This window comes from Parapedobacter sp. 2B3, assembly GCF_041925275.1.
Classification (GTDB): Bacteria; Bacteroidota; Bacteroidia; order Sphingobacteriales; family Sphingobacteriaceae; genus Parapedobacter; species Parapedobacter pyrenivorans_A.
Map to the genome: position 1 here is coordinate 14,944 of NZ_JBHEUZ010000005.1, position 14,490 is coordinate 29,433.

General features: G+C 50.9%; 13 protein-coding genes. 5 read left to right on the plus strand and 8 right to left on the minus strand.

Features of this window, described 5'->3' with window-relative positions:
- The first annotated feature begins 97 nt into the window (after positions 1-97).
- Both ACEVG1_RS07300 and idi read left to right on the plus strand, forming a co-directional pair.
- On the plus strand, positions 98-1,411 hold the full coding sequence (locus ACEVG1_RS07300; RefSeq protein ID WP_374742965.1) for a nicotinamide mononucleotide adenylyltransferase: 1,314 nt from the start codon (positions 98-100) through the stop codon (positions 1,409-1,411).
- A 47-nt stretch (positions 1,412-1,458) separates the two neighbouring features.
- Positions 1,459-1,968 (plus strand): isopentenyl-diphosphate Delta-isomerase, encoded by a 510-nt coding sequence (idi, locus tag ACEVG1_RS07305; protein ID WP_374742966.1) that lies wholly within the window; start codon positions 1,459-1,461, stop codon positions 1,966-1,968.
- A gap of 15 nt (positions 1,969-1,983) precedes the next feature.
- On the opposite strand, the gene ACEVG1_RS07310 is transcribed toward idi, so the two are convergent.
- Positions 1,984-2,550 (minus strand): hypothetical protein, encoded by a 567-nt coding sequence (locus tag ACEVG1_RS07310; protein WP_374742967.1) that lies wholly within the window; start codon positions 2,548-2,550, stop codon positions 1,984-1,986.
- 189 nt (positions 2,551-2,739) lie between these two features.
- Between ACEVG1_RS07310 and ACEVG1_RS07315 the strand changes: the two genes are divergently transcribed.
- Positions 2,740-4,290, plus strand: coding sequence for a S41 family peptidase (locus ACEVG1_RS07315; RefSeq protein WP_374742968.1), 1,551 nt, complete (start codon positions 2,740-2,742; stop codon positions 4,288-4,290).
- 9 nt (positions 4,291-4,299) lie between these two features.
- On the opposite strand, the gene ACEVG1_RS07320 is transcribed toward ACEVG1_RS07315, so the two are convergent.
- The gene (locus ACEVG1_RS07320; RefSeq protein WP_374742969.1) at positions 4,300-4,965 is read right to left on the minus strand and encodes an ABC transporter ATP-binding protein; all 666 of its coding nucleotides are present in this window, start codon (positions 4,963-4,965) and stop codon (positions 4,300-4,302) included.
- Positions 4,966-5,273: 308 nt separating this feature from the next.
- Between ACEVG1_RS07320 and ACEVG1_RS07325 the strand changes: the two genes are divergently transcribed.
- Positions 5,274-6,533 carry an MFS transporter gene (locus ACEVG1_RS07325; RefSeq protein WP_374742970.1) on the plus strand — a complete coding sequence of 420 codons (1,260 nt, stop codon included), beginning with the start codon at positions 5,274-5,276 and terminating at the stop codon, positions 6,531-6,533.
- A gap of 303 nt (positions 6,534-6,836) precedes the next feature.
- Here the strand turns inward: ACEVG1_RS07325 and ACEVG1_RS07330 are convergent, their stop codons facing one another.
- The 4 genes from ACEVG1_RS07330 to ACEVG1_RS07345 all read right to left on the minus strand — a co-directional run bounded on the left by ACEVG1_RS07330 (position 6,837) and on the right by ACEVG1_RS07345 (position 12,194).
- Entirely contained in the window at positions 6,837-9,224 is a 2,388-nt protein-coding gene (locus tag ACEVG1_RS07330; RefSeq protein ID WP_374742971.1) for an ABC transporter permease, read from the minus strand.
- A 209-nt stretch (positions 9,225-9,433) separates the two neighbouring features.
- Positions 9,434-9,976, minus strand: coding sequence for an NUDIX hydrolase (locus ACEVG1_RS07335; protein ID WP_374742972.1), 543 nt, complete (start codon positions 9,974-9,976; stop codon positions 9,434-9,436).
- A gap of 1 nt (position 9,977) precedes the next feature.
- Entirely contained in the window at positions 9,978-11,717 is a 1,740-nt protein-coding gene (locus ACEVG1_RS07340) for a phospho-sugar mutase (protein ID WP_374742973.1), read from the minus strand.
- 63 nt (positions 11,718-11,780) lie between these two features.
- Positions 11,781-12,194: a c-type cytochrome gene (locus ACEVG1_RS07345; protein WP_374742974.1), complete on the minus strand. Its 414-nt coding sequence runs from the start codon at positions 12,192-12,194 to the stop codon at positions 11,781-11,783.
- 137 nt (positions 12,195-12,331) lie between these two features.
- Between ACEVG1_RS07345 and ACEVG1_RS07350 the strand changes: the two genes are divergently transcribed.
- A complete protein-coding gene (locus ACEVG1_RS07350) occupies positions 12,332-12,856 on the plus strand; it encodes a GNAT family N-acetyltransferase (RefSeq protein ID WP_374742976.1) in 525 nt (174 codons plus the stop codon).
- Here ACEVG1_RS07350 and ACEVG1_RS07355 read toward each other — a convergent pair.
- The gene (locus ACEVG1_RS07355; RefSeq protein ID WP_374742977.1) at positions 12,853-13,728 is read right to left on the minus strand and encodes an SDR family oxidoreductase; all 876 of its coding nucleotides are present in this window, start codon (positions 13,726-13,728) and stop codon (positions 12,853-12,855) included. The genes ACEVG1_RS07350 and ACEVG1_RS07355 overlap by 4 nt on opposite strands.
- The gene (locus ACEVG1_RS07360) at positions 13,725-14,489 is read right to left on the minus strand and encodes an enoyl-CoA hydratase/isomerase family protein (RefSeq protein ID WP_374742978.1); all 765 of its coding nucleotides are present in this window, start codon (positions 14,487-14,489) and stop codon (positions 13,725-13,727) included. Before ACEVG1_RS07360 ends, ACEVG1_RS07355 begins: the two co-directional genes overlap by 4 nt.
- Between the last annotated feature and the right edge of the window lies 1 nt (position 14,490).

The following is a 14,490-nucleotide window of genomic DNA, read 5'->3' on the forward strand; positions in this document are numbered from 1 at the left end:
AGCGCTGATATGGGGCGGGTGTGTGCTCGTGTGCTGCGTCAAAAGTCGAAAATTAAATCGCCAATTCAAAATCGCTGGCAATACCTATCTTTGCGGCATGGCAAGGGAAATCTACGAAACCAAGCGGAAGGCATTAAAAATCAATCTCAATGATAAGATATACGGCACGTTTGCCGAAATCGGTGCCGGTCAGGAGGTAGCGCGGAATTTTTTCAATGCAGGGGCGGCATCGGGCACCATTGCCAAAACCATATCGGCATATGATATGGCTTTCAGCGATGCCATCTACGGCGCCGAAGACTCGGGTAGGTATGTAAGCCGCTCGCGCCTAAAGAAAATGCTTGAGCATGAATACGAGCTGCTTACCGAGCGGCTCGTGGGCGAGAAGTATCAGCAAAAACGGCTATTTGCATTTGCCAATACCGTATCGGCACTCAATTTCAGCAAAACAAACGAACCCCATGGCTGGATCGGCCTCCGCTTTCAGCACGAAGCAGGTGGTGCGCCGAATGACATCATCTTCCACGTGCGGTTGTTGGATAGCGACAACCTGCTGCAGCAAAAGGTATTGGGCATCTTGGGAGTCAGCCTGGTTTTTGCGGCCTATTATTATACCCGGGATGTACAGACAATGATCGAGTCTTTGGCCGACAACCTATCGCCGGGATCGGTGGAAATCGATTTGGTGAAAGTAAGCGGGCCGGTTTTCGAAGGGGTGAACGAACGGCTCATCAACCTGTACCTCATCGCCAAGGGTTTCTCCAAAGCGGCGATTTTTAATCCCGAAGGTTCGGCATACCAAAGCAAAGATTTCCTGTACAAGAAGGACATCATGATCCTGCGGACCAAATACCGCCAGCGGTCAAACCCCAATTTCGACCTGTTCAATTTGGCGGTCGACCAGTTCAAGCGCAACTTGGGTATCAAGGGCGACAACCTCGTTGTCATGATCGAGGTGCTGATGAGCAATGTACTCGACCGTGCCCCGGAATTTACCTCTGATGATTTGTGTTATTTTGCCGAACGGGCCGAGTACTTATGCAGCACGGGCAACCATATCCTGGTTTCGAATTTTACGCGCAACCATTACTTGGCCGAATACCTGGCACAGTTCAAGCCCCGCAACGTCGGTATCTCGACAAACATTGCGAACCTGCGCAATATTTTCAACTCCAAGCAATATACAAAAGGCAATTACACCGATGAGCTGCTATCGTACGTCAGCGGGCTATTCAGTAAAAACGTAAAACTATACGCCTACCCTTACCTCCAAAAGCCGCAGAACCAAATCATTACCACGAGCAATATGCCGGTATCGGCCGAAGCCCGTCCGCTTTTCGATTTTCTGGTAGGGAACAAGTATATTATCGATATTGAGAACTACGACGAACGGCACGTGAAGACGGTGTGATCCGATGCGGTGGTTCGGTGGTGTGACGATTTGTTGATTTGAGAATCATGGAAGAGCAAGTTATATTGGTTGACGAACGGGACCGCGAGATAGGCACGATGGAAAAGTTGGCGGCCCACCGCGAAGGGGCGCTACACCGTGCCATCAGCGTTTTTATCTTCGATGAGCAGGACAGGCTCCTGCTGCAGCAACGTGCAGCCCATAAGTACCATAGCGCAAACCTATGGACCAATACGTGCTGCAGCCACCCCCTTCCAAAAGAAAACACAATGGATGCGGCACACCGCCGACTTCGGGAAGAAATGGGTATGGAAGCCAGCCTCTCCTTTGCCTTTTCCTTCCAATATCACGCCGTGTTCAGCAACGGTTTAACGGAGCATGAGTTAGACCACGTGTTTATTGGCCACTGCAACCAACCACCTGTTCCCAATCCGATGGAAGTAGCCGATTTCCGCTGGCTTAGCCTATCGGATATTCGGCACGATGTCCTCACCCATCCCGACGGGTACACGGCTTGGTTTAAGTTGATTTACCAACGGGTATTTAGATCGTATTAAGAGCAGTTGCCCCCATCAGTGCAGCCGTTTCGTCAATTGCTCTTCGACCGTCTTGTATACCTGCAGCGGTTTCTGGTTACGCCAATTCAGGTCGCCGAGCACGCCTCCGAAGTTGATGAAATAGTCTATGTTGCTCGACTTAAACTCATCAACCACGTGGTCACGGAAGTTGACTCCTGCAATCCATCCATCTTCGATGTCCTGAAACCACTCTTCATAGTAACAATCGTCGGAAGCATGGAAATTCAATACGTTCTCGCCGATAACGATAAACTTATGGATACCTGCATCGACCATGATGTCTATCACCTCGCGTTTGAGCAGCATGATGTCGTTGTAGATCGCGTCGTTCCATTCGCCAATCAGCTCTATAATGGCGTAATTCCGGGAATAATCGGCAAACAAGACCTTTAGGTACAGGGTATTGGAGCCAAAACTATCCCACTGGGGATGCAACAGGAAATTATAAACCTGTTTGTCAAATTCAAACTCACTGTACTCCACGCCGTAAAACGGGGAGCGCTCATCTTCGGCAGCGATGTAATCGTCCCGCCAGCGGTAATATGGCTCTATCTCGTGCATCGCTCTCGCTAGTTTCTACAAAAATCGGAATATTATCCCAGATTATGTGACAACTTAAATACGCGAGGAGCTAAAGCCTTGTGGGAATAATGTAAATTTTATGCACTGAGGGCTAAAAATGCCGAAAACTGTTTAATTTCGCACCTGTTATCTCAGGATATGCGCAAGGAGACAAAAAAAAATTTGTTGGTGGCAGCTACCTACGGTGCTGTGCTGTTATTGGGGTTACTGCTCGGGCAGAATTTCACCGACGAAAACTCCCGTACAGGAAGGAATACGCTCCTGCCCCTGAGTATCATCGACAACTCCGGCAAGGTACAGCACCTGATCGACCTTATTGCCGATAACTATGTGGACAGCATAGGTACCGACGATCTGCAGGACTTGGCCATTGACGAGATCGTGGCTCAACTTGATCCCCATTCTGAATACCTTCGCCCCAACCAAGCACTTAAACAAAACGAAACGCTGGAAGGCAGTTTTGAAGGGATTGGCATCGAATACTACATCTTAAACGATACATTGATGACCGTCGGACTCATACCCGGAGGCCCGGCACAGACGGCCGGCATGCGGGTGGGCGACAGACTGCTGGCCATCAATGGGGATACCATCGCCGGGAAACCCATCTCGGAAAAAATGCTTGAAAAGAAAATCCGCGGCCGCCGCGGCACCGCAATCGAGATCGCTATACACCGCAACGGTGTGGACCTTCCACTACCTCTCAAGGTGATGCGCGACCGCGTGGAGGTGAGCAGTATCGACGTGGCCTACCTGATCGATAGTGTTACGGCATATATCAAGATCAAACGGTTTGGTGCCAAAACGGCGGAGGATTTCGAGCGGTCGCTCCGAAACCTTAAGAAACAGGGTGCACGGCACCTCGTATTGGATCTGCGCGAAAACGGTGGCGGTTACTTCAACGCGGCAACGGCCTTGGCTAGCCATTTTTTCGACGACAAACAGTTGATCGTCTATACCCAAGGCGCCCACGAGCCGCGTGTCGATTACTACTCGAGTGCCGAGGGCCTGTTCGGCGATGGTGAATTGGCGGTACTGATTGACGAAAACTCGGCTTCGGCGAGTGAGATCGTCGCGGGTGCCATCCAAGACCTCGAGCGCGGCGTTATCGTAGGCCGGCGGTCGTATGGCAAAGCCTTGGTCCAAGAACAGTTTGGTTTTGGCGATGGCTCCGCGTTGAACCTCACCGTGGCGAGATACTATACCCCGTTGGGACGATGTATCCAGAAATCCTATACCATCCATTCAGACAGTCTCCGGCATACCGCCAACCTGCCTGTATTGGGAAACCGCGACACAACAGCCTATGTGACAACGTCGGGGAGACGTGTGTATGGCGGCGGGGGCATTGCGCCCGATGTGTTCGTTCCCGCAGATAGCAACCGTGCTAGTTTATTGTACCGCAAGATACGGAAGGCCAACTTCATCGAAACGTATGTATACGGCAGGCTTACGACATCCGTACCGTCCTATTCCGTTGAAAATTACCTCAAAGGATACTTCTTGCCCGAGCAGGAATACGAGCGTTTTTTGGAGTACATCCGCGATAGGGGCATGGAATATACACCGGATGAAGCAAAGGTCGCGAAATCAATGGTACGCTCCGATATCGAGGCACTGTTGGGCCGGTATTATTTCGGTAGCGAAGCGTTTTTCAAGGTAAAGAACCGCTCTGACGAGGTACTTGCCCGCGCATTGCTTGCGTTGCACGGCGAGTAGTATCGCCGATTACTTCACGATCTGCCCATCGAGCAGCTCGATAATCCGGTTGCCGTATTCCGCGTTCTTCTCCGAATGGGTTACCTGCACAATGGTTACGCCATCTTCTTCGTTGAGTTGTTTGAAGAGGCTCATGATCTCTTCCCCCTGTTTGGAGTTGAGGTTTCCCGTTGGCTCGTCTGCCAGCAACAACTTGGGCGTGGTGGCCAATGCGCGGGCAATGCCCACCAACTGCTGCTGTCCCCCTGAAAGTTGCGTGGGAAACAGGTCTTTCTTGCCTACAATACCGAAGCGATCGAGCATGTCGGCTACAATAGCCTTGCGCTCACTGCTCTTTAGGTTCTTATAGATAAGCGGGGTTTCAATGTTTTCGTAGACCGTTAATTCATCGATGAGATGGTAGGCTTGGAAGACGAAACCGATGTATTGTTTATATAGCAACGAACGTTGCTTCTCCTTCAGCCGGAGCACGCTTTCATCCATAAATAGATACTCGCCTTCGTCGGGCTCATCCAGCAAGCCAAGGATGTGGAGCAAGGTGGATTTTCCTGAGCCCGAAGGGCCCATAATCGAAACAAACTCGCCTTCTTTGATATGGAGGTTAATGTCCTTTAATACAAAGGAGCGGGTGCCGCCCACATTGTACCATTTGAATATGTTAGTTAATTGAATCATTTCGTTTTGTCTTCTTTATTCTCATTATGGACTGACGATCCAAATATATGTATATCATCCAGCCCTGCCAAAATCCATCCATTATTGTAAACAGTTAGTATACAGAAATCTACCCGAAATCAAAAGTCCGGAAGTGTTCGTTTCCGAACAGCTTCATGTCCGGTTTCGGACACCTATTCACCGCGAACCGCAACTCCTATATCAACTTTATATCATTTTTTTGTTGTTATTAATTTCCCACATGAAATACACCGGAAAATGACGTACCTTTGTGTCCGTTTTACACTAAGGCTGTAAACAATGAAAATATGCAGTTAAAGAAAAGTTTACTTGCGCTTTTATTTGGTGGTCTGGGCATCGGCATCACGGAGTTCGTGATGATGGGATTGCTAGAGGAAATCGCACTTGATTTAGCGATTGATATCCCGACGGCAGGCCACCTGATTGCGGCTTATGCGGTTGGTGTGGTCATCGGGGCTCCCTTGCTTGTAGTCATCGCTGGCAAGTACCCGCCCAAACGTATCCTCATCGGGCTGATGCTTTTGTTTACCATCTTCAATGCATTTACGGCCTTTGCGCCGAGCTACGGATCGCTACTGATTTCGCGGGTCCTTGCTGGCTTGCCTCATGGCGCATTTTTCGGCGTGGGCTCGGTAGTAGCTAGCCGCCTCGCTCGACCGGGCAAAGAGGCGCAGGCCATTTCCATCATGTTTGCCGGCCTCACCATTGCCAACCTGATTGGCGTACCGCTGGGCACCTATATTGGCCATCACTTCATGTGGCGCTACTCGTTTGCCATCGTGGTACTAGTGGGCATCATCACACTGCTGGCCTTGAAGTTTTGGATGCCCGATATGCCTGCAAAGCAAGCGGCCAGTGTAAAAACCCAACTGCGCTTCTTCAAGCGGCGCGATGCCTGGCTGATTGTGGGGATGATCGCTATCGGAACCGGCGGTCTTTTTTCATGGTATAGCTACATTTCGCCATTGATGACCAAGGTCGCGGGCTTCTCTGAAGCATCCATGACGTACATCTTGATGCTGGCTGGCCTCGGTATGTTTTTCGGCAACCTGTTGGGTGGCCGCCTGGCTGACCTGGTCTCACCGGCCAAGGCTTCCATCATGCTGCTCATTGCGATGGTGGTTGCGTTGATTATCCAGCACTACGTTGCCATTTATCCCGTTCCCACGCTGGTAATGACATTCATTTTGGGCGGCACTTCTTTCGCGCTGGGCGCCCCTATCCAGATGCTGATGATCAATACCGCCAAAGGGTCTGAAATGCTGGCCGCTTCGGTGAGCCAGGCGAGCTTCAATATTGGAAATGCGCTAGGCGCCTTTTTGGGAGGCCTGCCTATTGCCATGGGTTATGGATATGCCTCACCGGAATGGGTGGGCGCGGCCATGGCAGGAGGGGGTGCATTGTTTGCGCTCGCTTTCATCCTTTATCAAAAGCGGAATACACGTTTGGCCGTGGAGCCCCACGCCACCGAAGCTACCGCCCCCCCTTTTGAGCAGCAGGTAACGGATATCATGGCTGCAGCAGAAGAACCCGAACCAGTGTGTTAAGCGAGGGGATTGGTGTGTGCCCGGGACAGTATCGTTACGCACGGCCCTAACATTGTCTTGAGTCAACACGATATCGTCTCACGTCAGAACAATACTATCCCAAGCCATTACAGTGTTATCTTGACTTGAGACGAACCTGTTTCGCCACATCATAGCGTTGTGACAAGTCAATACGATATCGTGTTGATAAGAGACGATACTGTCTTGACTCGACACGGTATCGTGTTGACAAGAAACGAACATGTGCCGTCATATCACAGCATCGTGTCGCCCACGAACCTCTGTTTTAACCGAGTATCATCACTATTCGTCCCGCAGGCTATCCACCGGATTGGCCCGCGCTGCACGTACCGACTGGTAGGCCACGGTAAGCAGGGCAATCAGCAACGCCGCCGTACCGGCCAACGCAAACATCCACCAGTGTACGGTGATGCGGTAGGCGAACGTGGCTAGATATCGATTGACCAATAGGTACGCCACCGGAAGGGCAATTAAATTAGCAATCAATAAAATCCGGAAAAACGGCCTGTTTAACTGCATAAACAATTGGCCTACCGAGGCTCCCAACACCTTGCGAATACTCATCTCTTTCTCGCGGATGCTGATGCTGTAGGCTGACATGCTAAACAACCCCATCATCGCTATCACTATTGAAAGCGCAGTGAATCCGCTTGTCGCAGCCCGTAGTTGCTCTTGCCGAGCATGTAACGCAGCATAGTTTTGTTCTAGAAATTCATACATAAAGGGAATGGACTCCGCATATTTATTGTTAGCCCACGTTGTTTTTAGCAGTTCCAGGGCCTTCGGTGTTCCGCCTATTGCCGTCTTCACCAATACGGTCGTTTTATAGCGGGCGGGGCCGCACTCATCGCGCGTGGAATATACGGTAGGCCGTATCAGCTTTTCAAAACCGTGGACTTTACTATCCTTAACAACGCCCACCACGGTGAAATCAACGTTGCAGCCACTGATTTTCGAGCCAATTGGCTCGGACATCCCAAACGCGGCAACGGCGCTTTCGTTAAGGATGGCATAGTGGGATGTATCATTGGCAAATTCACGAGTAAACCCCCGTCCTTGCATTATCGGAATAGCCAGTGTCGCAAAATAGTCATCAGATACGCCAATGTGCTCGGCTTCTTTTACTGCGTCAATGTAAGAGAATTGCTTTATTGGAGGCGATTCTATATTCCCTGGTGCATCGGTCGTGGCGGTCACATGTTGGATTTCCGGATGGACCACCAACTTATTCCGTAACCCGTCAATCCCCTCGATTATGGGAATATACATTCCCCAGTTTTTTAAGGCGATTACTTGGCTGGGTTCGAATCCCCGCTCTTCGCTACGGATATACGCGAGCTGCCTGCTTAAAATAAACATGGACGTGATGAATAGGATAGCGATAACGAACTGAAAGGTAAGCAGGCCGTTGCGAAACCATTGCATGCGATGGCTCGTGGAAAACCCTCCTTTCAATACGCTAGTGGGCTTCAGTCCAGACAGGAAAAATGCTGGGTAGCTCCCCGAGACTACCGCCGTGGCAAGTGTGGCAGCGATGAACTGCCAAATCAATCGGGTATTTGACGAGAAATCGCCGATTTCGTAGCCAAACCATTTTTGCAGCCCATTTTGGCAAAGCCCCACCATCCAGCAGGCTATAATGGCGGCCAGCAAACATTGTACAAACACCTCCAGCAAAAATTGCAATGCCAACCGCTTCCTGCCAACACCGAAGATTTTTTTGACACCAACCTCCTTCGCGCGCCTATTCGCCTGCGAAACCATCAAGTTGGCGAAATTAACAGCCGCCAATATGAGTATCACTATTGACAATAGGCCCAGCGCCAACACAATGAAATAGCCGCTACTGGATCCGTTTTTGGGACGCAGGTGTAAATTTTTCAACGGATCCAAATAAACTTCACCCCCTGCAAAAGCGGAGGAAATCGAATATTGGTGCTGGGATACTTCTTGTCGATAGATGTCGTTTATTTTTCGTTGTACAGCAGCAAGGTTGGCATGCTCGTGGACCTGGATATATGTTTGATAGAAAAAGGGGTTCCCTTCCCGTTCTTCCAGAATCCGATCGTCATCGATTAATACAAACTCGTAGTCAAAAATGGACAGCGACCGCTTTTCCCCGATGCCATGTATTTTTTCATACATCCCTGCGTTCGCACTTAGCATCCCCACGTTCCTTGGCTCAGCCAGTTGTCCGCCTGTTTCTCGGAACAGTATTTTGGCTATCGACTCGCTCACCAAATTAACGCCGGAATAAGCCGTGTCATCTAACGCAAAACCTCGTGGCTCCACGGCCATTATCCTTGCAAACCCTTTATCAGCGAGTTTGGCACTGTTGATCAGGGCCACTTCATCTCCAAACAACGGCGTGCCACCCCAAGTATAGTGGTAAACCCTTCCCACTTCTTTCACTTCGGGCACTTTTTCCTTAATCCGGTTCGCAAGCGACGGAGGCGTTTGGTCCGTGAATTGACCCTGGTACGTAAGCCCCACCAAGTAGATATGCTCATAATTCGGGTTCCACTTGTCGTAGCTTGTTTCGCGATTGATATACAGGTATGCCAGGATGAACCCCGCAAACCCCAATGCCAAGCCTAGGATGTTTAGCGATGTAAACAACTTCGACCGCCACACATTCCGCCACGCAATCTTCAGGTTATTCAAACTCATGGTTATTCATTTGTATAATGGATAGCTAGTGCGTATATTTTCCATAAACTTTCCCTACTACGCTACCCCGCATCGTCACACCAAATTCATTACCAAATAGTTAATCTGCTGTTTTTCAAACAAGCAAAAAAGGAAGCACCAACGAAAGTGTCCGATACCGAACACGTGGTGTTCGATATCGGACAGTGCGCCGTTGCAGATGAGTAAGGTTATGTGAGTAAATCGAGTTTCACCAGTGCATAGAAAAGCGCGGCGGTATGCAGCGCTTGGCCGAATTGGTTATCGAGCAACAGCTGCTTCAGTTCCGTGGGCGAAGCCAGTATGACCTCGATTTCTTCCTGGTCGTCTAAATCCTGTTCCTGCACTTTTACGCCGCCGGTGAGCAGGTACGTGGTGGTGATATTGTTTGATGTTGCGGGATTAGGAAAAAGGGAAGAAATTTCTTCTATGGTATCGAACCGGTAGCCTGTTTCTTCCAGCAATTCACGTCGTGCCGCCTCAACGGCATCCTCACCGGGGTCGATGACACCGCCGGGAATCTCGAGCACGTTCTGTTGTACGCCATGTCGGTATTGCCGAACCAGGATAAACCGGTTATCGGCTGTAAGGGCCACCATATTTACCCAATCGGGGTACTCCAGCACATAATATTCGGGTACGATATGGCCGTTGGGCATGCGGCACACGTCTTTGCGCAACACGGCCCACGGTGCCCGCACGAGGTATTCGGACGACAGGGTCTCCCACTGCATATCAGGCAATGTCTTTCATGATGCGGTCCACGCGGTCCTCCAGCTCACGGCCCACGCGCTCGAAATCTGCCCGATCGGCCAGCGGCTGCTTCACGCTGCAATAGAATTTTATCTTGGGCTCCGTGCCCGAAGGCCTGGCCGAAATCACGTCTCCGTCTACCGTGATGAATTGCAATACATCCGACTTGGGAAGGTTGATGACCGCCCGGTTGCCCGTTTTGAAGTTGTACGACTCGCTGTTCGCATAATCTTTGATTTCAGCCACATCGATGCCACCCAGCGTCTGCGGCGGGTTGCCGCGCAAACGCTCCATCATGGCCTTGATCTCTTCCGCACCGGCTTTGCCCTTTTTAGTCAACGAAATCAGTTTCTCTTTGTAATACCCATGCTGCACGTAGAGATCGACCAATGCATCGAAGAGCGTTTTGCCCTGATCCTTATAGTAGGCCGTCATCTCTGCGATGAATACCGCCGAAACCACGGCATCCTTGTCACGTACCAGCTCGCCGACCAAATAGCCATAGCTTTCTTCGCCGCCCACAAGGAACCGGCCGTTGCCATCCTTACCGCTAATGAGCTCGCCGATATATTTGAAGCCTGTCAGCGTATCGTAGTAAGTAACCCCATAGCGGTTGGCGATATCGGCAATAAGGTTGGTCGTAACGATGGTCTTCACCACATAGTCGTCCGGCCGCAGGTCACCTTGTTCCTTTTTCGAAGACAACACATAATCGACCAACAGGCTCCCAATCTGGTTGCCGTTAAGCAATTGATATTCTCCACGGGTATTCTTAGCCGCCGCTCCCACACGATCCGCATCCGGATCGGTGGCAAAGATTACATCGGCCCCGATGCCCTGGCCGGTTTTCACGGCCAACGACATGGCGTCTTCTTCTTCCGGGTTCGGGTAAACCACCGTCGGGAAATTGCCATCCGGCGTAGCCTGCTCTTCGACAACCTGCACATGGGTGAAACCCCATCGCGCCAAGGCGGGTGGTACCAAGGTAACACCGGTACCGTGTATGGGTGAAAAAACCACCTTTAGGTCACGCTGCCGTGCTACGGCGTCCGGCCGGATTACGAGCTTCGAAATGGCATCCAGGTATGCGTCGTCGAGCTCCTTGCCCAATAGCGTGATATTCTCTTCAACCGGCCCGAAGTGTATTTCACTTGGATCTTTGATAGCGTATACTTCGTTGATAACGTTTTTATCATGTGGCGGCACCAGTTGCCCGCCGTCATTCCAATACGCCTTATAGCCGTTGTATTCCTTCGGGTTGTGCGAAGCCGTAAGCATCACACCTGCCTGGCATCCCAAGTGCCGCACCGCGAACGAAAGGTGCGGTGTGGGCCGTAGTTCGGCAAATAAATATACCTTAACACCATTGGCGGCGAACACATCGGCCACCAAACGTGCAAATGCCTGTGAATTATTGCGGCTATCGTAAGAGATGGCCACCTTGACCTGTTTGCCCGGATAAGTTTTCAGCAGGTAATTGCTCAACCCCTGCGTGGCCCGGCCAATGGTATATTTGTTCATCCGGTTGGTGCCCACGCCCATGATGCCACGCAGTCCTCCGGTACCGAACTCCAGGTCCCTATAGAAGCTATCGGTCAGTTCAGTATATTGCTCCGTTTCAAAGAGCTGTTTGACGGACCGGATGGTATCATCGTCATACGGGGCTTTCAACCAAGCCTCGGCATTCGCTTTTATTGCTGGATCTAAATTCGGTGTTGCCATAGCGGGAATCATTTTACTACTTTGCCAAACTTATGCAAAAACCCAGTTACATACAAGCCATAATTACTGGCTAACGGTAACCGGCTTTTCTTGGCCATTATGGCAGGTCATACAGCTGATTTGCGTCATCTCACCCTTTTTTTCATCACGGTGGTTGAAATGCTTCTTGTTGATCCGCTGCGTCATTCTCATCATCCACCGGGCAGTCTCCTTATGGGGGTTAGCGTCACTCGCAAAATCCAACTTCGTGGGATTTTCCGCATTCTGCGCATGGCAAAATCCACATTTTACGCCCAAGGCGACCTTAAAACCATCCATTACCTGTTTCATTTCCTCCTGTGTGATGTTTTTCGGAAGCACTTTTAAATTGGTTGCTTTCCATTCTTGGGGCTGCGGCATGCTTTCCGGCGCAAACGAACTCAATGCAAGAATCCCGGCAAAAATGGCAACCACGGCAGCGGTCATTCGATATGTCATTTTTCTTAAGTTTATATTTATGGTAAATATAACAATCGTCCGTCCGACTGCCCGAAGGAAAAAGCTATTTAGAATGGGTTTAATCGGCGCAACTTACCTATTTGGATTCGCAAGGATTTTCGATATGTTTGACCCACATGGAAGATAATCTTGTGTTCAAAAAATACATACCCGAAGATTTTGCGGATTATTATGAGCTCGTTAAATCCGACCAGGTAATGCGGTACATCACGGGCAAGGGAATGTCAAAGGCGGACGCCAAGACTACATTCGACCGTTTTTTGAGAACAAATCAACTCGACCCACGTCTCGGCTACTTCAAAGTCGTTGACATCGATACGCAGACCCGCATCGGCGAATGCAAGCTCGTCCATTATAAAAAAGACGAATCGGTCTTTGAAATCGGCTACTTACTTAAAGAGCCGTTTTGGCGTAAGGGTTACGGAACGCTGATTTGTGAGCATCTGCTGGCCTTGGCATCAGCAATAGACCCCAATAAACACATCGTGGGCATCATCGACCCGGCCAACACTGCCTCAAGACGATTGTTGAAGAAATTCGGGTTCGCCAGTTTCTTCACGGGCGTTGAAGACGGCTTGCCCACCGAGAAACTGTGCTTAAAAAGATCCGGAGGTAACCCCACACCGTCCACGACCTTTTAGCTTTTCGCCTTCCGCGTCATTTTTTCCAGCTCGTCCCACAGTCCGTCGGGCACCGCTTCCAGTCCGCTGAATTGCCCGGCGCCCTGCAACCATTCGCCACCATCGATGGTAACGACCTCACCATTGATATATCCCGCAAAATCGGAGAGCAAGAAAGCCGCGAGGTTAGCCAACTCCTGGTGATCACCCACACGCTTGAGCGGCACACGCTTTTTGAAATCGAACTGTTCGGCGAGGTCGCCCGGCAACAACCGCTCCCATGCTCCTTTTGTAGGGAATGGCCCTGGGGCAATGGCGTTACTGCGGATACCATACTTTCCCCACTCCACGGCGAGTGAACGGGTGAGTGCCAGTACACCCCCCTTTGCAGCAGCCGAGGGCACTACGTAGGCCGAGCCGGTAAACGCATAAGTGGTCACGATGTTCAATATGCTGGCGGGATGCCCGTGTGCAATCCAATATTTTCCGAACGTGAGCGTACAATTGGCCGTCCCCTTGAGCACAATGTCAATGATGGTGGAAAATGCGTTGGCGGAAAGCCGCTCGGTAGGGGAGATAAAATTGCCCGCCGCGTTGTTGAGTAAGGCATCTACCCGCCCGAACCGATCAAGCGATGCCTTCAACAATTCCTCTACCTGATCATGATCACGGATATCGCACGCAACCGGCAATACTTGCCCGCCGCTCTCTGTGGCCATCTCTTTGGCAGCTATTGCCAACACCTCCAACTTGCGGCTGGCAATCACCACCTGGGCCCCCAACCGCAAAAAATAAGTGGACATGGCCCGGCCCAGTCCGGTACCGCCGCCGGTTACCACGATGGTTTTCCCCTGAAGGGCACCTTCGCGCAATGCACCCGCTACTGCCATCATTTACCTCCTTTCAAGTTGTCAATAATCGTTTTAACAATGGAGCGCGTGGCAGGCGACCACCATTGCTTCAACAGGGCCTCGATGGCAGTGTCTTGCGCAGCGTCAAACGCAGCAATCAGTGCCTCACGCATATTGCGTTTGCTTTGCCGCCACGTATTACGTTCGTACTGCCTGTATTTGCCGAGTTGGCGTTCAGCGGCGGATCGAATACGCTGGCAATCGACCACTTCATCCACCAGCCCCACTTCGTACGCTTCGTGCGGCTTGAGCAGCCTGCCTTCCAGCAAGTAACGATATGCCCGGGCCCTGCCCAGCCAAAAGCCATACAGTTGGAAGATACTTTCAGGGACAATGAGCCCCACGGGCACTTCGTTGAGGCCGATTATGAAATCGCCATCGGCCATCACGCGGTAGTCGCAACAGCACGCCAATACACATCCCGCTGCCGGGCTGTGGCCACTGATTGCCGCTACCGTGGGCTTGTCAAATGCCACCAGTGCGCGGATGAGGTCCATAAAGGTGTGCCAAAAACGACGCACTTCCTCCTCATTATAGTCATACAGGGCAATGAGGTCCAGTCCGGCGCTGAAAAACCCCTCCTTGCCATGCAGGATAAGGCCCTCCACAGCGGGGTCCTGTTGGGCATCTTCCACTGCCTTACCCAGTTCTTCGAGCATAGGCTGGTGGAACGCATTTGACCTTCCGCGATCAAGGTACACGTGTGCTACCCGGTCTTCAACTGTTATGTTAACAAAGTCCATT